Here is a 21,717-nt window from a genome sequence, read left to right as displayed (position 1 = left end):
AACCGGCCTGAGTACGGGTACTCAGGCGCAGTCGTCTTCCGCGTGCTCCGTCCGCCCGGAAGGATCGCGGCCATGGCATCCCACGCGAACCAAGACCGCGCCCTGTCCTTCGACAGGGTTGCCCCGCAGTACGCTGCCGCCCGCCCGGGCTATCCGCCGGCCCTCTTCGACGCCGTGGAGGAGCTCGCCGGCCGAGCGCTGGCCGGCGCCGACGTGCTGGACTGCGGCGCCGGCACCGGTATCGCCACCCGGCTGCTGCGTGAGCGCGGCGCCCGTGTCGTCGCCCTGGAGCCGGGCGCCGGCATGGCCGCAGAGCTGCGCCGGGCCGAGCCGGAGGTCCCGCTGGTGCGGGGCGAAGGGAACCGCCTGCCGTTCGCCGCCGGCAGCTTCGACCTGGTCACCTACGCGCAGGCCTGGCACTGGACCGACCCGGCCCGCTCCGTCCCCGAAGCACTGCGTGTGCTGCGCTCGCACGGCGCGTTGGCCCTGTGGTGGAACCAGGCCGACGTCCGTGTCCCGTGGGTCGCGGCGGAAGATGCCCGGCTCGCGCCCTTCACCCGCAGCTTCCCGACAACCGTGGCCGAACTGTTCGCCCCGTTTCCGGTCCAGGTGTCCACCCGCGAGATCACGTGGTCACGTCGGATCACCGTCGAGGAACACCTCCGCAACCTCGGCACCCACTCGCACTTCGTGGTCATGCACCCCGTCGAGCGGGCCGCACTCCTCGACGCGAACCGCACCGCGCTGGCACGGCTCTTCCCCGACGGCGAGCTCGACGAGCCATACCGGTGCGGCCTGACCGTAGTGCGAGCAGCCACCACTCAGGCGTCAACTACCCGGTGACGGCACCGGTCGATCCGACGTTGCAGTCCCTCAGCAACTCCTCGACCACAAACCGGACATAACGCCAAGGGTATTGCCCTTCCCGCCCCGGCCTGCCTAAAGTCACGCCGTTCGTTCATCGAATCGATTCGATGAATTCGATGAACCCGACGAGCCCGAAGGCGGGCGGACGGAGGCGGAGATGGCCACGATCAAGGACGTCGCCGAGCGGGCGGGCGTGGCGCCCAGCACCGTGTCCTACGTCCTGAGCGGATCCCGCAAGATCTCCGAGGACACCCGGCGCGCGGTGCAGGCGGCGATCGACGAGCTCGGCTACCACCCGCGCGCCAGCGCCCGCACACTGCGCAGCTCCCGCACCAACGTGCTGGCACTGGCCGTGCCGCGCGTGCCCGGTGAGTACCGGGCGATCGACGGCCGGTTCGCCATCGATGTCACCGACGCCGCCCGCGGGCACGGATACGACGTGCTCCTCATCACCGAAGGCGACGGCGCCGGCGCGCTGCGCCGCGTGGCCCGCAGCGGGCTCGCGGACGCGGCGGTGCTGATGGCGGTCGAGGAGCGTGATCCCCGTATCGAGGTCCTGCACAAGCTGGGCTTCCCCGCAGCACTGCTCGGCCACGACGACCACGCGGCGCTGCCCTGGACCGATCTCGACTGGGAGGCGGCGGTCGCCCTCGCCGTCCGTGAGACCGCGGCGGCCGGCCACCGGCGGATCGTCTTCCTGTCGTCGGCCGAGCACGAGATCGCCGCGCGTCGCGGCTATGCGGTGCGCGGCCTCGACGGCGCCCGGCGCGCGACCGCCGAGACCGGGGCCGAGGTGCACGTGCTCTCCTCGCACCGCGACCCGGCCAGGCTCGGGCGCCGGCTGCGCGAAGCGCTGGGCGTGCGTCCCGCGCCGACCGCGCTGGTCGTCCAGGACCTGATCCTCCTCCCCCACCTGCTGGACACCGTGTCCTCGGCCGGGCTGCGGGTCCCCGAGGACCTGTCCGTGGTCCTCGTCGGCAGCCTCCCGGACGAGCTGGGCATCCGGCATCTGCCGCGGATCGACCTGCCCGTCGCGGAGATGTCCACGGCCGTGGCCCGGCTCGCCATCGACGCGATCAGCGCCGGCTGCGACGGCCGGCCGGCGTCGTCCCAGGAGCCCACAGCGGCACCTGCCTCGACCGCGCCCGCCGCGCCGCACCACCTCATCCAGCCGCGGATGGCCGGGCCCGCCATCGCCCCGCCCCCGTCCGGCTGACCGCGAGGGCCGCCCGTTCCGCACGGCCGGCCACGCACCCCCGCCTCACCCCCGCATGTCCAGAGCCGCACATGTAATGGAGAACCGATCATGCCGTCCCCGACCGGACGACCACGCATACCCCGCCCCGCCCTCGCCGCGGCGCTCGCCGCGAGCACCCTCGCGCTGGGACTGACCGGATGCGCCGCCGAGCCCGACCCCGGCACCGTCACGGTGCTCAACTCGGCCACCGACACCGCCGAACACGGCGCCAACCAGCGGTTCTTCGACCGCTGCGCCGAGCCGCTGGGCCTGAAGGTCGAGCAGATCAGCGTGCCCGCCGACCAGATCGCCTCGAAGGCGCTGCGGATGGCGTCCTCCGACTCGCTCACCGACATCCTGGAGCTCGACGGGTCCGAGCTGCCGCAGTTCGCGCAGACGGAGGGCCTGCGGCCGCTCGACGAAGTCGGGGTCGACACCTCCGGCTTCTCCGCGAGCGCCACCTCCCTCGGCTCGTACGACGGCACCCAGTACGGCATCGCCCGCTCCGTGAACTCCCTCGCGCTGATCTACAACACCGCGCTGCTGAAGAAGGCGGGCATCGCGCCGCCCACCACCTGGGACGAACTGCGGGCCGCAGCCAAGCAGCTCACCGTCGGCGACACGTACGGGATGGCCTTCAGCGCGAGCCCCAACGCGGACGGCGTCTACCAGTTCCTGCCGTTCTTCTGGTCCGCCGGCGGTGACGAGGCCAAACTCGACAACGGCAAGGGCGAGGCCGCCCTCCAGCTGTGGAAGGACCTGGTCGCGGACGGCTCCGCCTCGAAGTCCGTCGTCAACTGGAACCAGCAGGACGTCAACGACCAGTTCGTCGCGGGCCGCGCCGCAATGATGATCAACGGGCCGTGGCAGGTGCCGGTCCTCAGCGCCCAGAAGAACGTGGACTGGGCGGTCGCGAGCATTCCGGTGCCCGAGGCGGGCAGAGCCGCGGTGCCGCCCATCGGGGGCACCGTGATGGCCGTGCCGAAGAACGACGAGGACCCGGCCCGCGAGAAGAACGCGGGCAAGCTCCTGAACTGCCTCAACTCCGAGAAGAACCAGCTCCAGTGGGGCGAGTCCGTCAACAACGTGCCCACCCGCTCCGCCGCCGCCGAGGCGTACGCGCAGCAGAACCCTAAGCTCGCCGCCTTCGCCGACCTGGTCACCACGGCCCGCTCCCGTACCGCGAAGGTCGGCACCGGCTGGCCGGTCGTCGGGGACGCGCTCGCGGGCGCCTTCCAGTCCGTGCTGACCGGGCGGACCAGTCCCGAACAGGCCCTGCAGCGGGCCCAGCAGCAGGCTTCGGCGGGGAAGTGAGGAACCGGCCATGACCACGATCACCTCCATCGCGCCCAGCACGGGGGCCGCCAAGGCGAAGTCCGCCACCGGGCGTGCCCCGCGGGGCCGCGGACTGCTCCGCTGGCTCTTCGTCCTCCCCGCGCTCGCCTACATGGCGCTCTTCTTCGGCTATCCGCTCGTCCGCAACATCGTGATGAGCTTCCAGCACTACACGCCGAAGACGTACTTCACCGGCGAGGCTCCGTTCAACGGTCTCGACAACTGGCGGGCCGTCTTCTCCAACGAGCTGTTCACCGACGCTCTGTGGCACACGGCCGTCTTCACCGTCGGCTCGCTGATCGGCCAGTTCACCATCGGCCTCGCGCTCGCCGTGTTCTTCTCGCGCCGCTTCCGGCTCTCCGGGTTCGTGCGCGCCATCCTGCTCCTGCCGTGGCTCGTGCCCATGGTCGTCTCCGCCGTCGTCTGGCGGCGCATCCTCGACCAGGACCACGGGATGCTCAACACCGCCCTGCACGCGGTCGGCCTGGCCCCGCAGGACGGTGTGCCGTGGCTCAGCAGCCCCGGTGTGGCGCTGCTGTCGGCGATCCTGGTCAACATCTGGATCGGCATCCCGTTCAACATGGTGATTCTCTACGGCGGTCTCCAGGAGATCCCGCGCGAGCTGTACGAGGCCGCGTCGCTGGACGGCTCCGGCGCGTGGCGTACCTTCCGCAGCATCACGCTGCCGATGCTCCGCCCGGTGATCACGGTCGTGCTCGTGCTGGGCTTCATGTCGACGGTGAAGATCCTCGACCTGATCCTGGCGCTGACCTCGGGCGGCCCCGCGGACTCCACGCAGACGCTGGGCACGGTCACGTACCAGCTGTCCTTCCTGCAGCTCGACTTCGGCCAGGGCGCCGTGGTGGGCAATGTCCTGATCCTCATCAGCGCGGTCTTCGCCGTGCTGTACCTGCGGGCCAACCGCGCCGACTTCGGCAAGGGGAAGTGACCGACGATGAACCGACCGATGAAGGCGCCGCTGAACCGACCGGCGAACCGTCTCCGTTTTCGCTCGGCGTGGAACACCGCCGCGGCGCTGCTGATCCTCGCCGTCCTGCTCTTCCCGGTGTACTGGATGGTCAACACCGCGCTCCAGCCCGAGTCGAGCATCGCCGCCACCGAGTGGTTTCCCGCCTCACCGAGCCTGAAGAACTTCGACACGGCGATCAGCACCCAGGGCGGCTCGCTCCTCACCAGCTTCGTCGTCGCGCTCGGCGCCGTCGTCGTGTGTCTCGCGCTGGCCGCGCCCGCCGCGTACGGGCTCGCCCAGTTCGGGCTGCGCGGCGGTCAGAGCATCGTCTTCACGACGCTCATCACGCAGATGGTGCCGGGCATCGTCATCGCCAACGCCCTTTACAGCGCGTACGCAGAGCTCGGCCTGGTCAACTCCTACCTGGGGCTGATCCTGGCGGACGCCTCGCTCGGTCTGCCGTTCGCGATCGTGCTGCTCCGGGCTTTCATGGTGTCCATCCCGGGTGAGGTCGTCGAGGCCGCCATGGTGGACGGGGCGAACCGCTTCACCGCGTTCGTCCGGATCGTGCTGCCGATGAGCCGCAACGCCCTGATCACGGCGGGCCTGTTCACCTTCCTCTTCGCCTGGTCGGACTTCATGTTCGCGCTGACCCTCAACACCACGGACGACGTCAGGCCCATCACGCTCGGCATCTACCAGTTCGTCGGCGCACACGTCAGCGACTGGGGTGCGGTCATGGCGACCGCGGTGCTCTCGGCCGTGCCGGCCGCGATCCTGCTCGTCGTCGCCCAGAAGTACATCGCCGCCGGGATCACCGGCGGGTCCGTCAAGTAGCCGGTAAGGGCTGTAACCCATCATGAGACTCCCCGAGTTCCCCGACGGTTTCCTCTTCGGCGCCGCCACCGCGAGTTACCAGATCGAGGGCGCGTACGACGAGGACGGCAGAGGCCCGTCCATCTGGGACACCTTCTGCCGCGAGCCGGGACGCGTCGCGGACGGCGCCACCGGTGACGTGGCCTGCGACCACTACCACCGCTACCGCGAGGACGTCGCCCTGCTGCGCGAGCTGGGCGTGGACAGCTACCGCTTCTCCATCGCCTGGCCGCGCATCCAGCCGGACGGCTCGGGCCCGGTGAACACGGCGGGTCTCGACTTCTACGACCGGCTCGTCGACGAACTGCTCGCGTCCGGCATCTCACCCGCCGCCACCCTCTACCACTGGGACCTCCCCCAGGCCCTCGAGGACCGCGGCGGCTGGCGGGTGCGCGAGACCGCGGAACGCTTCGCCGAGTACGCCGGCCTGGTCGCCGCCCGGCTCGGCGACCGGGTGGACCGCTGGATCACCCTCAACGAGCCGTTCTGCAGCGCCTTCGTCGGCTACGCGGCGGGCGCCCACGCCCCGGGCGCCCGCGAAGGCCGCGGCGCGCTCGCCGCCGCGCACCATCTGCTCGTCGGCCACGGGCTCGCCGTGCGCGAGCTGCGCGCCGCGGGCGTACGCGAGGTCGGGATCACGCTCAACCCCGACCGGCTGCTGCCGGCCACCGACTCCCCCGCCGACCTGGCCGCCGTACGCCGCGTGGAGACGCTGCACAACGACGTGTGGTTCGAGCCACTGTTCGCCGGACGCTACCCGGAGCACGAGGCCGAGACCTGGGGCGAGCTCCTGCCCTCCGGCGACGGCTCCTACCGGCGCGAGGGCGACCTCGATCTCATCGGCGCGCCGCTCGACTTCGTCGGCATCAACTACTACCGGCCGATCACCGTCGCCGACGCCCCGTACCGCGACCCGGACCCGGCGACCCGTACCGCGGTCGACGTCCGGGCCGAGGAGAGCTGGCGCGACGACGTCCGGCACACCACCATGGGCTGGCCCGTGGTCCCGCACACCTTCACGGACCTGCTGGTCGACCTGACCGAGCGTTACCCGGCGCTGCCTCCGATCCTGATCACCGAGAACGGCTCGGCCGAGGCGGACACGACCGATGCCGACGGCCGGGTCCGCGACACCGACCGCATCGACTACCTCCACGGCCATCTCGACGCGCTCGCCGCCGCGCTGCGCGCCGACGTCGACGTGCGCGGCTACTACGTGTGGTCGCTGCTGGACAACTTCGAGTGGGCCCGCGGCTACGGCCAGCGCTTCGGCATCGTCCGGGTCGACTACGCCACACAGGCGCGCACGCCCAAGGACAGCTACCACTGGTACCAGCGGCTGATCTCCGCCCACCGCACCCGCGGCGGCGCCTGACCCGCCGTTCCCGGCAGCCGCACCACCCCTCGTTAAGGACCCCCCATGAAGTTCACCGACGGCTACTGGCTCATGCGCGACGGCGTCAAGGCGTCGTACGCGACCGAGGTCGCCGACGTACAGGTCACCGACGACCGGCTCACGCTCTACGCGCCCGTGCGGCACGTGACGAAGCGCGGCCACACCCTCAACAGCCCGCTGCTGACCGTCGAATGCTGGTCCCCCGCCGAGGGCGTGATCGGCGTCCGCTCCACCCACCACGCGGGCGCCGCCGAGCGCGGCCCGGAGTTCGCGCTGCGCGCCGAGCCGGGCCACGCGGGGAAGGTCAGCAGGGAGGGCTCGCTCCTTGAGCTGACGGCCGGGGAGCTGTCCCTGCGTGTGGACACCGCGGCACCGTGGCGGCTGGACTTCACCGCGGACGGCCGCGTCCTCACCTCCGCCGAGGCGCGCGGGACCGGCTTCGCGGTCACCGGCGACGGCAGCCACTACTCGCTGGGCCAGCTGTCGCTCGGTGTCGGCGAGTTGGTGTACGGGCTCGGCGAGCGGTTCACCCCGTTCGTCAAGAACGGCCAGAGCGTGGACATCTGGCAGGCCGACGGCGGCACCGCGAGCGAGCAGGCGTACAAGAACGTTCCGTTCCATCTGACCAACCGCGGCTACGGCGTCTTCGTCAACCATCCCGGCAAGGTGAGCTACGAAGTCGGCTCGGAGGCCGTCGGGCAGGTGCAGTTCAGCGTCGAGGACCAGTCGCTGGAGTACTTCGTCGTGTACGGCCCGACACCCAAGGACATCCTGGACCGCTACACGGCGCTGACCGGCCGCCCGGCGCTGCCGCCGGCCTGGTCGTTCGGGCTGTGGCTGTCGACCTCGTTCACCACCTCCTACGACGAGGAGACGGTGAACCGGTTCGTACGCGGCATGGCCGAGCGCGACATCCCGCTCGGGGTGTTCCACTTCGACTGCTTCTGGATGCGCGAGTACCAGTGGTGCGACTTCACCTGGGACCCGGACGTCTTCCCGGACCCCGAGGGCATGCTGCGGCGCCTGAAGGACGAGCACGAGCTGCGCGTGTCGGTGTGGATCAACCCGTACATCGCGCAGAAGTCCGCGCTGTTCGCGGAGGCCAAACGGCACGGCTATCTGGTCCGCAGGGCCAACGGCGACGTGTGGCAGTGGGATCTGTGGCAGGCGGGCATGGCCCTCGTCGACTTCACCAATCCGGACGCGCGGGAGTGGTACGCGGGCAAGCTGCGCGCGCTCGCCGCGCAGGGCGTCGACTGCTTCAAGACCGACTTCGGCGAGCGCATCCCCACCGACGTGGTCTGGCACGACGGCTCCGACCCGGAGCGGATGCACAACTACTACACGCAGCTCTACAACGAGACCGTCTTCGACGTGCTGCGCGAGGCACGGGGCACGGGCGAGGCTGTGCTCTTCGCGCGCTCGGCAACGGCAGGCGGCCAGCAGTTCCCGGTCCACTGGGGCGGCGACTGCGAGTCCCACTTCGGCGCGATGGCCGAATCGCTGCGCGGCGGGCTGTCGCTGGGGCTGTCCGGCTTCGGCTTCTGGAGCCACGACATCGGCGGCTTCGAGGGCACGCCGACGCCCGAGGTCTTCAAGCGCTGGGTGCAGTTCGGCCTGCTGTCGTCGCACAGCCGGCTGCACGGCAGCAAGTCCTACCGGGTGCCGTGGGACTACGACGAGGAGGCGGTCGCGGTCACCCGCGACTTCACCCGCCTCAAGCACCGGCTCATGCCGTACCTGTTCCGCGCGGCCCAGCAGGCGGCGGAGCGCGGCACGCCGGTCATGCGGGCGATGGTGCTGGAGTTCCCCGACGACCCCGCCTGCCACACCCTCGACCGGCAGTACATGCTCGGCGACGACCTGCTCGTCGCTCCCGTCTTCTCGGCGGACGGCACCGTCGACTACTACGTGCCGGACGGCACCTGGACCCATCTGCTGTCGGGCGAGCAGATCCAGGGGCCCGGCTGGCGGCGTGAGCAGTACGGCTTCGACAGCCTCCCCCTGCTCGCCCGGCCCGGCTCGGTCATCCCGTACGGCGAGAGCGACGACGCGGCGGAGTACGACTGGGCGCACGGGGTGACACTGCGGGTCCACGCGCCGGTCGACGGTACGACGGTCACGACACGGATCCCGGCCCCGGGCGCCCGGGACGGCGCGGCGGCCGTCTTCCGGACGAGCCGCGACGGCGACACGGTCACGGTCGAGGCGGAGGGTGCGCCGGGGCCGTGGCAGGTGCTGCTGGTGGGCGCGGCGGCGGAACCCGGCGACACCGGATCGCCGGCCCGGACCGAGCGGACCGCGCTCGGCACGCTGCTCGCCGTACCCGCGGGCACGGCCCACCTCACGGCACTTCTCACCAGGAGCTGATGCCTCTCTCGCCGCGGGCGCGATGAGCACGCCTGCCCCACCAAAACGTCACCACCTTGACAGGTGACGACCATACTGCGACGATCGGGTCACCTCCTGAACAGGTGACCCGCGACGCGTGTCCCCGCCAAGGAGTTCTCTCGACTCGAGTTTTCTCGACCGACGAGACCCGCAACGCCCCGACTCCCCTACGAGGACATGCAATGCCGAACAGCTACACCGCCGTTGTGAACGTCACCGGCGAAGGCCGCAACGGTGGCCGCGTCCAGTCCGACGACCGTCTGCTGGAGACCACGCTCTCCTACCCCAAGGAGCTCGGCGGGTCCGGCACCGCCACCAACCCCGAGCAGCTCTTCGCCGCGGGCTGGGGTGCCTGTTTCCTCGGCGCCGTCCGCCGGGCCGCCGCCGACCGCAAGGTCAGGCTGACCAGTACCGAGATCACCGCCGAGATCAGCCTGAACCACAACGACGACGGTTACTCCCTCGCCGCCGTCCTCAACCTCGAACTCGGCGGCGTCGACCAGGACCAGGCCACCGAGCTCGCCAACGCCGCCCACCAACTCTGCCCCTACTCCAAGGCCACCCGCGGCAACATCCCCGTCACCATCAACGCCACTGCCGTCTGACGAGCTGGGGCATGCAGGAGCTGCTTCGGTCGCTCCCGGGTGTTCTGACCACTAGGGTGGGATAAACGGGGCGATATGCCGTATCCGTCCTGTCGCGCCCACGGAACCCACGCCGAGAGGTCGTTCCGGCCGGCGCCTTCCGGGAAACCGAGCCCAGACACCAGGACTACCTGCGGCGCCAGCCGGACGGCTACACCTGTCACTTCCCGCGCCCGAACTGGCGGCTGCCGAAGCGCGCGGATTCCTGAACCGGGCATGTGGGCGCGGCGCGCCCGTCACCACCGAATCGACTTCCACTCCACAGAACGGAGCAGCAAGTTGCCGAGCATGTTGAAGACCAAGAAGGTGCGTTACCTCAGTGCAGCCGCCGGTATGGCTGCTGTCATCGCGGGGGTCGCCATTGCCCCGCTGGCGTCGGCCAGCCCGTCGACTTCCAGCGATGCGTCCGACACTCGGCAGCGCACGGAGGTCTTCGAGCTGGTGGGCAAGCAGACCTCGAGCGAGGACCTCGATCTGGGCGAGGAGGGAATCAGCCTGGGTGACCAGCGTGTGATCCACGAAGACCTGTACCGCGACGGTGAGAAGGTCGGCGATCACAGCGTGATCTGCACCTATACCCGGGTCAGCCCGGCCGCGCTCCAGTGCCTGGGTACCTTCGCCCTGCCTGAGGGGCAGTTCGCCGCACAGGCGCTGCTCCACCTGCCTGCCCCGTCCTCCGTCGACGTCGGCATCACCGGCGGATCGGGGGACTACCGCAACGCCCAAGGCTTTGTCCGCACCGTTCCCGCCGGTGAGACGGAGAGGCACTTCACCGTACACCTGGAGCGTTGACGCTCGATCGGTGAATGTGGGATGTCGTCGTCGGGGGCACCGATGCCCGCACAGGGGCCGACGATGATCTCCGACGCCCGGATCGACCGCACCGACCAGGGCAGTTGAAATCCCTGGACGACTCGCGCGGACACGAGGTGCAGCCCGGCCCGCTGTCCGGGACGACGAGGCGATCCATGCCTGCCTGCGTTTCCAGGAACGGTTGACCACCTCTGCCGGTCAAGGACTACCGTCCCACCGTGCCAACCAATGACGCCGTTACCGTCCGTCCCGGAACCGCGACCGATGTCGAGGAGGCGCTGACGATCCTGGGCGTTGCCGATGCTCAGCGGAGCGGGCATCTCCCCCGTGCCGGGGAGAGCCGCGGCCGGCGCCTGGGACAGGTCAGTCGACGCGGGTGAGCGGAGGGCACTCCCACGCCGCGTCCACGACCTCGCGGTGCGGCCGGTACATGCGAAGGACCACGAACCAGGTGCCGCTTTCGGGCGTGGGCAGCCAGTTGGACTCGCGGCCCTCTCCCGGTGATGCGGGCTGCAGGTGGATCGTCAGGCCACCGTCAGGGTCCATGACGAGCCCGGGTGTGCGGTCCCCGACCGAGTAGCGGCCGGCCGGGTTGGGGATCAGGTTCATGTCGTCGCCGTACGCGGACAGGGACCAGAAGGCATCGACGGGTGGCATCGCGCCCGCGCTGAAGCGCAGTTCGTACCGGCCGGACGACAGCTTGTTCCCGGCCGCGTCATGGTAGTTGAGCAGATAGACCGCTTCGTCGGGATCGTTGGCCATGATGCCCAACAACGACTGGTCGGCAGCGCGCTTGAGGAAGTCGTCGCCGAAACGGCCCATCTGCGGTGGCGGGTAACGCCAACCGTTCACCAGACGTGCCCACTCACCGCTGATCACCTGCTGCTTGAGCATCGGCAGGCCGACAGCCGCAGCCCGGACGAGGCTCTGCTTGACCGCCTCCGGCTGGGCCTCGACATCGAGGCCGGGGCCGATCCCGACCTCGGCGAACTGCCTGAGCAGGATCGCGTGGTGCGCCGGTGGCGGGTTCTCGGCCAGCATGGCGTTGAGCGTCTTCCAGGGTCCGAGCGGATCCTGCGCGGGGTCCACCGGCGCCAGCACCTCGCGGCTCGCCGGGAGCTGCGCCGGGTCGACGGGCCCGCCGCCGCTGCGGAAGAAGCTGAGCGGAGTGATCCGGTACTGGGCTTGGAGCGCCTGTACGTTCGGCACGTCGTCCTCGCCGTCGACCAGCGTCCTGCCGAGGATCAGGATCCACGGGCTCGGCGCGGTCGCGACACGTCGCACACCATCGGGAAGCTCGCCGCTCCAGTCCGGACCGACGATCGCGAAATGGCCGGCCCTCGATCCCGTGGAGCGCTGACCTATGTAGTCGAAGTTGTCGGAGGTGATGCCCATCAGCTCGAAGGCGAAATAGCGATCACCCATGTCCGGGTGCGAGAGGACAACGGGCTCGCTGCGCAGGTCCACCCATGCGGTCGAGTACAGGGTGTCGTTGTTCGGACATCCGCCGTCCCGGTACGAGGCGTCCAGCAGCCGCTGAGCGTGCCAGAAATGGTTGACCGGGGCGTACGGCACCGTCGCCCGGTCACGCGGCTGTGTCACCCACTGGTGACGCAGCCGGGCGTTGTAGATGTACGGAAAACCGTAGACGAATGCCTGCTCACCCAGCGTGTAGGCGTACTCCCCACGCCAGTCGCGCACCCGTCCGGTCAGGATGGGTGCCACCGCCTGCTGGACCAGCGGCAGCGCCTGAGGCAGCTGCCGGAACCTCTCCACCACGGCCTGGGGGTGCCGTACGGCATCCGCCGCGGCCCGGCCCGCCGCGCCGGCGGCGCTCGCTGCCCGGTTGATGGTGGCCGTGACGCCTGCGGCACCGTCGTGCCTGCGCCGATGCGGACGGTGACGGGTGGCCTCGGACATGATCATGTCCTTCCGCTCGTGAACAGCTCGCGGGAAAAGCCTGCGCACCCCTTCTCACCATAGGACTCATCCAGAGGAGCGCCAACGCGGGCGACATCCGGTAGCCCGCGAGGTTCCCTTCACGGACCGTCGGCACGCCGAGCGGTACTCCATTCATCGGGCCCACCGCCGCGCCACTCGACCAGCCCGGACTGTCGCAACCATCCCTCGTCGACATCCTCCAGGCCCGCAAGGCGCAGGAACTCGACGATGTCCAGCAGCCCGTACGCCATCCCGACAAACCGATCGTTCACACGGACCCGCCGCCCGCCGTCCCCGGCGGGCGGGTAGATGACGATGGGCTGTACGACGGCCATGTCACCAGCGTGCGGTCTGGGACGTCCGGCTGCACGCGGGGCGGTCCTGGCCTTCACAGACATGGCGCGTCGCCGGGTGACAAAAGCAAAGGCAAGGAGTCATCCACTCCTTGCCACTCTCAACTTATAGCGCACAGGGGGGCTTGCGGCAAGGCCCCGGTCGTGCCGGAGAATCGCCGACCGAGGCCAGACGCCGCCGGACTTCGCGGGCGCGACCTCGGATCGGAGCTGATGACGTGACCCCCCTGACCACCAGCGCGTTCGACCTTCCCGACCACCTCTCGCCGAAGGCCGACCCGACGCTGATCGCCGGCGACGAGCAGCACTTCGCGACCATCGCGGAGAGCCTCGAGCAGACGATCGCCGAGCTGTCCGACCGCCTCGATGCCGAGCGCAGGGCGCCCGGCGGCGCGGGCCGGCAGGCGATGGACCGGGACGTGGAGATCCACCGGCTGACCGCTCGCCTGCGCACACTGCGTCGCTTCGGTCTGGACCTGTGCCTCGGACACATGGTGAGCGCGGACAACCCCGAGCCCGTGTACGTCGGACGACTCGGCCTCACGGACAGCGCGGGCCGTCGGCTGCTGCTCGACTGGCGCTCCCCCGCCGCCGAGCCGTTCTTCGGAGCCACCCACGCCAACCCGATGGGTCTGGCAAGCCGCCGCAGGTATCGCTGGACCCGCGGCCGGATCAGCGACTACTGGGACGAAGTGTTCACCGCCGACGGGCTTGAACGGCACGCCGCGCTCGACGACCAGTCCGCCTTCATCGCCAGCCTGGGCAGCAACAGGTCGGCAAAGATGCGGGACGTGCTCGGCACCATCCAGGCCGACCAGGACGCCATCATCCGCGCGGGATCCCGCGGCGCTCTCGTCGTCGACGGCGGACCGGGCACGGGGAAGACCGTCGTCGCTCTGCACCGCTCCGCCTACCTCCTGTACTCCGACCCTCGTCTCGGGCACCGCCGGGGCGGCGTGCTGTTCGTCGGTCCGCACCGGCCCTACCTGGACTACGTCGCCGACGTCCTCCCCAGCCTCGGAGAGGAGGGCGTGCAGACCTGCACCCTGCGGGACCTCGTCGCCGAGGGAGCCGCAGCAGCGATCGAGGCCGACCCGGACGTGGCCCTCCTGAAGTCGTCCGCGGACCTGGTGAAGGCGATCGAAACGGCCGTCAGGTTCTACGAAGAGCCGCCCGCCAAGGGGATGACGGTCACGACCCACTGGTCCGACATCTGGCTGAGCGCCGACGACTGGGCCGTGGCGTTCGAAGCGGCAGAACCCGGTACCCCGCACAACGATGCGCGCGACCAGGTCTGGGAGGAACTGCTCACGATCCTCGTGGACAAGCACGACGGCGACGTCTCACCCGATCTGCTCCGCAAGTCGCTGCGGCAGAACAGGGAACTGCTCACGGCCTTCAACCGCGCATGGCCGTTGCTCGAAGCGGCCGACCTCGTGGGAGACCTGTGGTCGGTGCCCGCCTACCTACGGATGTGCGCTCCCTGGCTCAGCCGCGATGACGTGTCGAAGCTGCAGCGCGAGGACCCCCAGGCCTGGACGGTGTCCGACCTGCCGCTCCTGGACGCGGCACGGCAGCGGCTCGGCGACCCGGCGGCGTCGCGGCGCAAGCGTCGGCACAAGGCCTCTGTCGCCGCCGAACGAGAGCGCATGGCCGGCGTCATCGACAACATCATCGCGGCCGATGCCGACGGTGAGGGTGCGGTGACGATGCTGCGCGGACAGGACCTGCAGGACAGTCTGGTCGACGAGAGCGCACTGCCCAGCGCCGAACCGGACCTGCTCGCCGGTCCGTTCGCGCACATCGTCGTGGACGAGGCTCAGGAACTGACCGACGCGGAGTGGCAGATGCTGCTGCTCCGGTGCCCGTCCCGGAGCTTCACCATCGTCGGGGACCGCGCCCAGGCCAGGCACGGGTTCACCGAGTCGTGGCAGGAACGGCTCGAGCGGATCGGGCTCGACCGGATCGACCTGGCCTCCCTGAGCATCAACTACCGGACGCCGGAAGAAGTCATGGCGGAAGCCGAGCCGGTCATCCGGGCCGTGCTCCCGGACGCCAACGTGCCGGCCTCCATCCGCAGCAGCGGCGTCCCCGTCGTCCACGGATCCGTGTCGGATCTGGACTCGATCCTCGACACCTGGCTCGCCGCACATGCCGAGGGGATCGCCTGCGTCATCGGCGACCCCACGTTCCGGGCGACCTCCCGGGTCCGGTCGCTGACCCCGGAGCTGTCGAAGGGGCTCGAGTTCGACCTGGTCGTCCTCATCGACCCGGAGGCGTTCGGAGAGGGCATCGAAGGAGCGGTCGACCACTATGTCGCGATGACCCGGGCGACCCAGCAGCTCGTCGTCCTCACCAGCTCCTGACGTCGGCCGGACGACGTGATCGCCGCCCGCCGATCACGAGTGGGGCAGCCCTTGTTCCGGCGTTGGGCTGGGTGGCTTGCAGGGGGGTTCAGTGTCAGATCGCCATCTCGGGGACCTTGGAGGATTCGGTGGGTGACCAGGTAGCGCCGCTCATCAGCAAGCCGGGGCGCGTCCTGCCGGAAAGTCGCGTGCCGATGAACATGGAGCCGAAGGCCTGGGCGGCAGCGAGCGGCAGGAACGCCACACCGGTTTCGATCGGGGAGTAGCCCTTGACCAGCAGCAAGATCACACTCCCGATGAGCATCGTGATGGTCAGGTCGGCCTCCCCGCCGCGGCTCTCGGCCTCGGCGAAGCCGAAGACCAGGGCGACAGGCCCCACGTCGCGAGGATCGCGCCGGATACGTCGAGGCGGGTGCGCTTGCCTTCTGTGGAAACGTCCTGCACCACGGTGACCGCGCCGATGATGCCGATGGCCGCGATCGAGACGTTGACCAGCCGGTCCAGCAGCGCGGATGCGGATGCGCGGATGTCGCAGACATGAAGGAAGAGGGCCTCAGCAGTTGGTTGATGTGGTGCTGGTGCGGAGAAAGGTCAGAACGCCAGCACGAGTCGGCCGCGGACGCCGCCGGCCTCGAGAAGCTGGTGGGCCTCGGCGGCCTGTTCCGCAGGCAGGACGCGGGCGATGCGCAAGGTGAGTTCGCCTGCTTCGACCTGAGAGCGCAGGCGGTCCAGCCGGGCGCGGTCGTCGAGGTAGTCCGGAACGAACACCATGGAGGTACGCAGGGACCGGCGTCGCAGCTCCGCCGGGCTGATGGCGTGCGGGCCCTCGCCGAGGAGCGTGACGATGACGCCGCCGTCGCGGACGGCCCCGGCCACCGCCGAAGAGCCGATGACGGCCGCGTCCACCAGTCCGTCCACGCCCTCCGGCATGGCGTCGAGAATGCGCCGGGCGACGCCGGGTCCACGGCGTATTACGCGGTCGGCCCCCAGCGAACGCACGAGCTCCTCGTCCGTCGGCGACGCGTCCGCCACCACCGTGATCCCCTCGGCCCTGGCCATCTGGATCACGAATCCGCCGACCACGCCTGCACCGCCGGTGACCGCGACGGTCTGCCCAGGGGACAGGCCGAGCAGGTCAAGTGCCCGCCGGGCGGTCAGGCCGTTCATGGGCAGCGTCGCCGCCTCGGCATGGCTGGTTCCCTCGGGTGCGCGGGTCACCCGTTGGGCGGGCAGAGTGAGGTACTGGGCGTAGGCGCCGCCGCCGGGCTCGGTCGGCACGGTCATCGCCATCACTCGGTCCCCGATGCGCAGATCGGTGACTGTGCCCGCCCCGATCTCGTCGAGCACCCCTGCCGCTTCCATACCCGGGACGTAGGGGGGCGTGGCGCTGTTGCGGCCGAGTGAGCCGTTGCGCAGATACCGGTCGCCGGGGTTCACCGACGCGGCGTGCACGCGGACGCGCACCTGGCCGGGACCGGCGTGGGGCTCGGGTACCTCGAAGACCCGCAGGGCTTCCGGCCCCCCGAATCGGGCTACGCCTACTGTCTTCATGTTCCCTCGCGATCTTGACCGTTCGTTACGTATTCGGAGCATGGGGCTGCCCGGGTGCACAAGGCGTTCCCGCCGGGGTCAGGCCGGGGTCGGACCGGTCAGGGTCTGTGCGGCGCCTTCGGCGGAGGAGCGGTCGATGGCCTCCAGCAGCTGGTGGCGCGTGTGGGCGTAGGCGAAGTCGGGGACCGTGCGGGTCCCTTCGCGCAAGTCCCGTCCCAGGTGCGTGTAGAGCGCGGCGACGTTCCTGGCCGGGCCGGTGAGGCCTGCGGGGATGTCGGCGGAGTACGCGGCGGGGACCTCGATGTCGGAGACGCTCGTGTCCTTGCCGAAGCCGGCCTGGAGTGTGAGGTCGGTGACCTGGAGGTTGCCCCACGGGGCGGTCAGGACCAGGTCCCCGTCGGTGCCGTTGATCTCCCAGCGGAAGTTGTCGCCGCGCGAGGTGCCGCCGCGGTAGAAGACCGAGGCCGCGGCGCCGTTGTCCAGGGTGCCGATGAGGGAGATCTGGTCCGGGGCGGTCACCGGGATGACGGTGTTGCCGTCGTCGGTCACGGTGACCTGCGTGCGGCCCAGGACGAGGTTGGCCGACAGCTGGCCGAACTCCCCGAGCGTGACGTTGAGCGCGTCGACGGCGTGGAGAGCGGCGCCGGTTAGCGGAGTGGCGCCCTGGGTCCGGTCGTACCAGTACGCGTGTGCCCGGGTGGTCTCCGGGCCCCAGACCATGCCGGAGCCGACCATGGTGGTGCCGATGACCCGGCCGATCCGGCCGTCCTCGATCAGGCGGCGCACGTAGCGGAGTTCGGGGTGGTAGCGCCCTTGGAGGCCGATGGCGGTGCGCACTCCGGCGGCCTCGGCGCGCCGGGTCAACTCGGTGGCCTCGGCCAGGTTCAGGGCGAGGGGCCATTCGGCGTAGACGGTCTTGCCGGCGTCGATCGCCGCCGAGATCAGTTCCCGGTGGTGGGGGACCTTGACCGCGACCACGACGACGTGGACTCCGGGGTGGGCGAGGAGGTCCGCGTGGTTGTCGAAGGCGGCCTCGATCCCGAACTCCTTCCCGGCGGCGTTCGCGGATTCCTGGCGCGAGGTGCTGACGGCGCGCAGTTCGAAGTCCGGCACTGCCTTCAGGGCGGGGATGTGGCTGATGGAGGCCCAGCCGCCCGGGCTGCCGCCGATGATGCCGACACCGATGGTGCTCATGTTGTCACTCCTGCGAATGGGCCCTGACGGGCTCATGGGGATGGGGTTTGTTGTTACTTCTTCGGCGCGGTGGACGGCGTCCAGTTGGGGACGGCGTCCACCCGGAACCGGGACAGGACAGTGCTGTCGATGTACCAGTGGCCGTTGATCCGCTTGTATGTGTCGTGGTACTCGCCGTAGCCGTGGAAGCCGTTCTTGTAGCTGGAGCCGGGCGGGAAACTCACGTAGTCCTCCATCGCCCAGATCGCCGTGGCGCGGTTTCCGTGCACTTGAATTTCCGGCAGGAAGCCCTGGTGGGCGGTGGGGGCGTCACCCAGCAGCGCTGCCGTCTTCTCGGCGAGCTCCTTGCCGCTGCTGTACTTCGCGCCTACGTCGATGGTGGGGTGGGCGGTGAAGAGGGCGGCCAGCTTGGACCACTGCTTGCTGTCGAGGTAGCGGAAGTAGCGCGCCTTCACCTGACGGATGTCCTCGATGTCGGCCAGCCGCTGCGCCACGGCCGCGTCGGGCGCGGACTGCGCCCGGTGGTGCGCCGCTGACGCGGGCTGGGAGGCCCAGGCTGCCGCGCCCGCGCCCCCGCCGGCCAGCAGCGTAGCCGCCACGGCTGCGCCGGCTACACGTGAACGCCATGCAGAGGGCGTGCGGGCTTCCTGCTTGTCCATGCTGTGTGTCCTTTCGGCGCCGCGCCAGTACGCGGACGAAGGGTCATTGAGTCCTGGGCTTCGTACGAACGATCAGGCGCTCATCACGGGAGCGACGTGCTGCCGGTCGCGATCAGGTGACGTCCGCCAGTAGACCCTATATGGAACGAAGAGTCAAAAAAATCTTCAACTAAGGGACCCTCCTGCGAACTAAAATTTTTTATCTATCATTCCTGATACGATGCGGTCATGGCACGCGTGAGGGAGTTCGACACCGAAAGGGCTGTGGAGGCGGCGATGAACGCCTTCCGCCGCAAGGGCTACGAGGGCACGTCGGTACAGGACCTGGTCGACGCCACCGGTGTGGGCCGCGGCTCGTTGTATGCCGCCTTCGGCAGCAAGGAGGGCCTGTACCTGGCGGCCATGGACCGCTACCGGGAGCGGTACGCACTACCCATGATCGAGCTGCTCCGTGGGGGTGCGCCGGCCCGTGAGCTGCTGCGTGAAGTCCTGGTCGCAACGGTGGACGAGATCGTCGGTGACGGCGGCCGAAAAGCCTGCCTGATCGTCGGTGCCGCCGTGGAGCGGGTCGCCCGCGACCGGGAGGTAGCCGCCCATGTGCGGTCGACGACAGCCTCGTTGGAGGGCGCACTTTCCCAGGTCATCGCGGAGGCTCAGGCGGATGGGCAGCTGTCGGACACGCACGACGCCCGGGACCTGGCCCGGTATCTCGTCGTGACGATGCACGGTCTGCGGGTCATGGGTGCCATCGAGCCCGACCGGAAGTCACTGATGGCGGTTGCCGAGGCCGCGCTGAGGGCCCTGGAGTGACCCGCCCTGCAGGCAACCCGCCCCGCGCGGTGGCGGCACCCTGTCCTGCGTGCACACGATGCAGTGGTGGGGTCGACGCGGGCGCCGTACCCGCGATTGCTGCACTCCTCGTCTGACCGGCAGCGGGAGCGCCGCCGACACCGGGGAACGGAACGACACGGAAGGGCCGGCCCCGGCCATCCGCAAGACAAGGAGAGCACACCGTGCGTGCACTGGTTCTGGAAGAGTTCGGCACCCCGCTGGTGCTGAAGGAGACCGACAAGCCCGTCGCGGGCTCTGGCCAGGTTCTGGTCAAGGTCAAGGCCAGCGGAGTCAACCCGCTGGACCTGAAGATCCGGGACGGGAAGGCCGCTCACGCCCGGAGTGAACTGCCCGCAGTGCTCGGGCTGGATCTAGCCGGCGTAGTCGAGCAGGCCGGCGAGGACACCGGGTTCGCCGCCGGGGACGAGGTCTACGGCCTGACCGGTGGCGTAGGCGATCTGCAGGGTTCGCTGGCCAAGTACGCGGCTGTCGACGCCCGCCTGCTGGCCCGAAAGCCCGCCTCGCTCAGCATGCGGCAGGCCGCAGCGCTGCCCCTGGTCTTCATCACCGCCTGGGAGGGCCTGGTCGACCGGGCTCAGGTCGGCCCGGGTCAGAAGGTCCTTGTCCACGGCGGGGCCGGCGGCATCGGCCACGTGGCGATCCAGATCGCCCGCGCCCGGGGCGCCCAGGTCTTCAGCACCGTATCGCCCGCGAAGACGGAATCGGTCGAGCAATTGGGGGCGGTTCCGATCGACTACACCACCACGGCCGTGGAGGAGTACGTCGCCCGGCACACCGGCGGAGAAGGTTTCGACATCGTCTTCGACACCCTTGGCGGTGCCGTACTCGACGCGTCCTTCACCGCGGTCCGCACCTACACGGGCCATGTCGTGAGCGCTTTGGGCTGGGGAAGCCACAGTCTCGCACCCCTGTCCTTCCGGGGGGCCACCTACTCCGGAATCTTCACCCTGCTGCCCATGCTCACCGGCCGCGGACGCGAACACCACGGACAGATCATGCGGGAGGCGGCCACCCTCGCCGACGCCGGAGCCCTCATGCCCCGGCTCGACCCGCGGCACTTCACCCTGGCCACCGTGGCCGACGCCCACGCCGCCGTGGAGAGCGGCACCGCTGAAGGAAAGATCGTGATCGACGTCGAGGAATGACCGCGCCGTCGGCCGGCGCGTGACCCCCCTGTGCCTGGCGACCGGCGGGTTCGATCGCGATGGCCGGGACAGGAAGGCACTTGACAAGCAGAAGGTGACCAGCGGGCTGTCCCGAAGAGCCCTCGGTTGCGCTGAGCGCCTTTACAGTCCCTCCGGCAGACGCGATGCAGCGGCGTTCCTACGTCGACGCATCGCCGTGACGAGACCGGCCCCCAGTGCTGTCGTGCCCGCGGCCAGGCCGACCAGCATCCAGGTGTGCTCGCGACCGGTGGCTGCGAGGCTCGGCGAGGACGACGAGGCGACGCCTGTGGCTCGCTCGATGAGACGGGTGAGTTCTTCGGGGTGCGAGACAGGTGCGGCGTGCGAGGACGGCACCTCGACGGAGACGGCGTTGGCCCTCTTGGCCATCCAGCGCTGCGCTGCGGCCGGAATGTTCTTGTCGTCGCTCGCGATCAGGTCGAACGACGGGATGGTCTTCCAGGCCTCTCCGCTTGCTTTGTCCGTGAGGGCCGTGTCGGCCACCGGACGCTGGGTGGCGGCCATGACGGTGGCCCTCGACGACGGGACGTCGGCAGCGAACTGTTTGTGGAACAGGTCCTGCTTGATGTACAGGTCCGTTCCGGTGCCGCCGCCGGGGAGCGGGAAGGGCACCTTCCTCAGGGTCTGCCCCAAGGTGCTGCCGGGGTACTTGGCGGCGAGTTCGCCCGCGCTCTCACCCTTCGCGGGGAGGAAACCGGCAGCGAACACCAGCGCCTTCACGTTGGCGCTGCCGAGGGCCGCCTCGTTGATGACCGAACCGCCGTAGGAGTGACCGACGAGGACGATCGGGCCCTTGATGCTGCGCAGCACGCTCGCGATGTAGGCACCGTCGTACTGCAGTCCCCTGAGTGGGTTGGCCGGAGCGATGACCGGATGCCCGGCGGCGCGCAGCCGCTCCACCACCCCGCTCCAGGCGGACGCGTCGGCGAACGCGCCGTGCACGAGGACAACGGTGGGCTTGTCGCCGGTCCCGGGCGCCATGCCGTCAGCGAAGGCTGGTGACACGGCCGCACCGCACGTCGCAGTGAACGCCGCGAGCAAGCCCACCCCGCGTATGAAACCAACAGGGACCGTGGAAAGGGATGCGC

The 21,717-nt window shown here is 69.9% G+C and carries 19 protein-coding genes and 1 pseudogene; 13 read left to right on the top strand and 7 right to left on the bottom strand.

Annotated features, from left to right (window positions below):
• Nucleotides 1-72: 72 nt before the first annotated feature.
• From ACFVJQ_RS14615 to ACFVJQ_RS14570, 10 genes and pseudogenes are all read left to right on the top strand, one after another.
• On the top strand, nt 73-843 hold the full coding sequence (locus ACFVJQ_RS14615; protein ID WP_385516124.1) for a class I SAM-dependent methyltransferase: 771 nt from the start codon (nt 73-75) through the stop codon (nt 841-843).
• A 181-nt stretch (nt 844-1,024) separates the two neighbouring features.
• On the top strand, nt 1,025-2,083 hold the full coding sequence (locus ACFVJQ_RS14610; protein WP_385783791.1) for a LacI family DNA-binding transcriptional regulator: 1,059 nt from the start codon (nt 1,025-1,027) through the stop codon (nt 2,081-2,083).
• 90 nt (nt 2,084-2,173) lie between these two features.
• Complete coding sequence (locus tag ACFVJQ_RS14605) at nt 2,174-3,418, top strand: ABC transporter substrate-binding protein (RefSeq protein ID WP_385783788.1); 1,245 nt, start codon at nt 2,174-2,176, stop codon at nt 3,416-3,418.
• A gap of 10 nt (nt 3,419-3,428) precedes the next feature.
• On the top strand, nt 3,429-4,388 hold the full coding sequence (locus ACFVJQ_RS14600; protein ID WP_224732928.1) for a carbohydrate ABC transporter permease: 960 nt from the start codon (nt 3,429-3,431) through the stop codon (nt 4,386-4,388).
• A gap of 18 nt (nt 4,389-4,406) precedes the next feature.
• Entirely contained in the window at nt 4,407-5,246 is an 840-nt protein-coding gene (locus ACFVJQ_RS14595) for a carbohydrate ABC transporter permease (RefSeq protein WP_385783844.1), read from the top strand.
• Between the two features lie 22 nt (nt 5,247-5,268).
• Nucleotides 5,269-6,660, top strand: a complete 1,392-nt coding sequence (locus ACFVJQ_RS14590; protein WP_385783785.1) for a GH1 family beta-glucosidase — start codon at nt 5,269-5,271, stop codon at nt 6,658-6,660.
• A 45-nt stretch (nt 6,661-6,705) separates the two neighbouring features.
• The gene (gene yicI / locus ACFVJQ_RS14585) at nt 6,706-9,051 is read left to right on the top strand and encodes an alpha-xylosidase (RefSeq protein WP_385516128.1); all 2,346 of its coding nucleotides are present in this window, start codon (nt 6,706-6,708) and stop codon (nt 9,049-9,051) included.
• 203 nt (nt 9,052-9,254) lie between these two features.
• A complete protein-coding gene (locus ACFVJQ_RS14580) occupies nt 9,255-9,677 on the top strand; it encodes an organic hydroperoxide resistance protein (RefSeq protein ID WP_385516129.1) in 423 nt (140 codons plus the stop codon).
• Between the two features lie 116 nt (nt 9,678-9,793).
• A pseudogene (locus ACFVJQ_RS14575) lies at nt 9,794-9,925 on the top strand (peptide-methionine (S)-S-oxide reductase); the annotation flags it as partial.
• A gap of 79 nt (nt 9,926-10,004) precedes the next feature.
• The gene (locus tag ACFVJQ_RS14570; protein ID WP_385783780.1) at nt 10,005-10,508 is read left to right on the top strand and encodes a hypothetical protein; all 504 of its coding nucleotides are present in this window, start codon (nt 10,005-10,007) and stop codon (nt 10,506-10,508) included.
• A 384-nt stretch (nt 10,509-10,892) separates the two neighbouring features.
• On the opposite strand, the gene ACFVJQ_RS14565 is transcribed toward ACFVJQ_RS14570, so the two are convergent.
• Together ACFVJQ_RS14565 and ACFVJQ_RS14560 are read right to left on the bottom strand one after the other, a co-directional pair.
• Nucleotides 10,893-12,449: a DUF1254 domain-containing protein gene (locus ACFVJQ_RS14565; protein WP_385783777.1), complete on the bottom strand. Its 1,557-nt coding sequence runs from the start codon at nt 12,447-12,449 to the stop codon at nt 10,893-10,895.
• Nucleotides 12,450-12,568: 119 nt separating this feature from the next.
• Nucleotides 12,569-12,805 carry a hypothetical protein gene (locus tag ACFVJQ_RS14560; RefSeq protein ID WP_385516132.1) on the bottom strand — a complete coding sequence of 79 codons (237 nt, stop codon included), beginning with the start codon at nt 12,803-12,805 and terminating at the stop codon, nt 12,569-12,571.
• A 236-nt stretch (nt 12,806-13,041) separates the two neighbouring features.
• Here ACFVJQ_RS14560 and helR point away from each other — a divergent pair, with 236 nt between their 5' ends.
• Nucleotides 13,042-15,189, top strand: coding sequence for an RNA polymerase recycling motor ATPase HelR (gene helR, locus ACFVJQ_RS14555; protein ID WP_385783774.1), 2,148 nt, complete (start codon nt 13,042-13,044; stop codon nt 15,187-15,189).
• Nucleotides 15,190-15,283: 94 nt separating this feature from the next.
• Here the strand turns inward: helR and ACFVJQ_RS14550 are convergent, their stop codons facing one another.
• The 4 genes from ACFVJQ_RS14550 to ACFVJQ_RS14535 form a co-directional block, all read right to left on the bottom strand.
• Nucleotides 15,284-15,568 (bottom strand): hypothetical protein, encoded by a 285-nt coding sequence (locus ACFVJQ_RS14550; protein ID WP_385783771.1) that lies wholly within the window; start codon nt 15,566-15,568, stop codon nt 15,284-15,286.
• Between the two features lie 212 nt (nt 15,569-15,780).
• The gene (locus tag ACFVJQ_RS14545; RefSeq protein WP_385783768.1) at nt 15,781-16,740 is read right to left on the bottom strand and encodes an NADP-dependent oxidoreductase; all 960 of its coding nucleotides are present in this window, start codon (nt 16,738-16,740) and stop codon (nt 15,781-15,783) included.
• 78 nt (nt 16,741-16,818) lie between these two features.
• Entirely contained in the window at nt 16,819-17,934 is a 1,116-nt protein-coding gene (locus ACFVJQ_RS14540) for a Gfo/Idh/MocA family protein (protein WP_385783766.1), read from the bottom strand.
• A 53-nt stretch (nt 17,935-17,987) separates the two neighbouring features.
• The gene (locus ACFVJQ_RS14535) at nt 17,988-18,593 is read right to left on the bottom strand and encodes a nuclear transport factor 2 family protein (RefSeq protein ID WP_385783763.1); all 606 of its coding nucleotides are present in this window, start codon (nt 18,591-18,593) and stop codon (nt 17,988-17,990) included.
• A gap of 228 nt (nt 18,594-18,821) precedes the next feature.
• Between ACFVJQ_RS14535 and ACFVJQ_RS14530 the strand changes: the two genes are divergently transcribed.
• A complete protein-coding gene (locus ACFVJQ_RS14530; RefSeq protein ID WP_224732955.1) occupies nt 18,822-19,403 on the top strand; it encodes a TetR/AcrR family transcriptional regulator in 582 nt (193 codons plus the stop codon).
• 203 nt (nt 19,404-19,606) lie between these two features.
• Nucleotides 19,607-20,590: a zinc-dependent alcohol dehydrogenase family protein gene (locus ACFVJQ_RS14525; protein ID WP_385783759.1), complete on the top strand. Its 984-nt coding sequence runs from the start codon at nt 19,607-19,609 to the stop codon at nt 20,588-20,590.
• Between the two features lie 141 nt (nt 20,591-20,731).
• Here ACFVJQ_RS14525 and ACFVJQ_RS14520 read toward each other — a convergent pair whose 3' ends face one another.
• The gene (locus tag ACFVJQ_RS14520) at nt 20,732-21,610 is read right to left on the bottom strand and encodes an alpha/beta fold hydrolase (RefSeq protein WP_385783756.1); all 879 of its coding nucleotides are present in this window, start codon (nt 21,608-21,610) and stop codon (nt 20,732-20,734) included.
• Between the last annotated feature and the right edge of the window lie 107 nt (nt 21,611-21,717).

The sequence above is a fragment of the Streptomyces sp. NPDC127197 genome, assembly GCF_042672405.1.
Taxonomy (GTDB): domain Bacteria; phylum Actinomycetota; class Actinomycetes; order Streptomycetales; family Streptomycetaceae; genus Streptomyces; species Streptomyces flavusporus.
The sequence above is the reverse complement of the archived record's forward strand: the minus strand, read 5'-3'. Positions and strand labels throughout refer to the sequence as shown.

Excerpts from the sequence above, each read along its gene's own strand:
- ACFVJQ_RS14615 (WP_385516124.1), top strand. The coding sequence starts at position 73 with ATGGCATCCCACGCGAACCAAGACCGCGCCCTGTCCTTCGACAGGGTT.
- ACFVJQ_RS14610 (WP_385783791.1), top strand. The coding sequence starts at position 1,025 with ATGGCCACGATCAAGGACGTCGCCGAGCGGGCGGGCGTGGCGCCCAGC.
- ACFVJQ_RS14605 (WP_385783788.1), top strand. The coding sequence starts at position 2,174 with ATGCCGTCCCCGACCGGACGACCACGCATACCCCGCCCCGCCCTCGCC.
- ACFVJQ_RS14600 (WP_224732928.1), top strand. The coding sequence starts at position 3,429 with ATGACCACGATCACCTCCATCGCGCCCAGCACGGGGGCCGCCAAGGCG.
- ACFVJQ_RS14595 (WP_385783844.1), top strand. The coding sequence starts at position 4,407 with ATGAAGGCGCCGCTGAACCGACCGGCGAACCGTCTCCGTTTTCGCTCG.
- ACFVJQ_RS14590 (WP_385783785.1), top strand. The coding sequence starts at position 5,269 with ATGAGACTCCCCGAGTTCCCCGACGGTTTCCTCTTCGGCGCCGCCACC.
- yicI (WP_385516128.1), top strand. The coding sequence starts at position 6,706 with ATGAAGTTCACCGACGGCTACTGGCTCATGCGCGACGGCGTCAAGGCG.
- ACFVJQ_RS14580 (WP_385516129.1), top strand. The coding sequence starts at position 9,255 with ATGCCGAACAGCTACACCGCCGTTGTGAACGTCACCGGCGAAGGCCGC.
- ACFVJQ_RS14570 (WP_385783780.1), top strand. The coding sequence starts at position 10,005 with ATGTTGAAGACCAAGAAGGTGCGTTACCTCAGTGCAGCCGCCGGTATG.
- ACFVJQ_RS14565 (WP_385783777.1), bottom strand. The coding sequence starts at position 12,449 with ATGTCCGAGGCCACCCGTCACCGTCCGCATCGGCGCAGGCACGACGGT.
- ACFVJQ_RS14560 (WP_385516132.1), bottom strand. The coding sequence starts at position 12,805 with ATGGCCGTCGTACAGCCCATCGTCATCTACCCGCCCGCCGGGGACGGC.
- ACFVJQ_RS14545 (WP_385783768.1), bottom strand. The coding sequence starts at position 16,740 with ATGAAGACAGTAGGCGTAGCCCGATTCGGGGGGCCGGAAGCCCTGCGG.
- ACFVJQ_RS14540 (WP_385783766.1), bottom strand. The coding sequence starts at position 17,934 with ATGAGCACCATCGGTGTCGGCATCATCGGCGGCAGCCCGGGCGGCTGG.
- ACFVJQ_RS14535 (WP_385783763.1), bottom strand. The coding sequence starts at position 18,593 with ATGGACAAGCAGGAAGCCCGCACGCCCTCTGCATGGCGTTCACGTGTA.
- ACFVJQ_RS14530 (WP_224732955.1), top strand. The coding sequence starts at position 18,822 with ATGGCACGCGTGAGGGAGTTCGACACCGAAAGGGCTGTGGAGGCGGCG.
- ACFVJQ_RS14520 (WP_385783756.1), bottom strand. The coding sequence starts at position 21,610 with ATGGCGCCCGGGACCGGCGACAAGCCCACCGTTGTCCTCGTGCACGGC.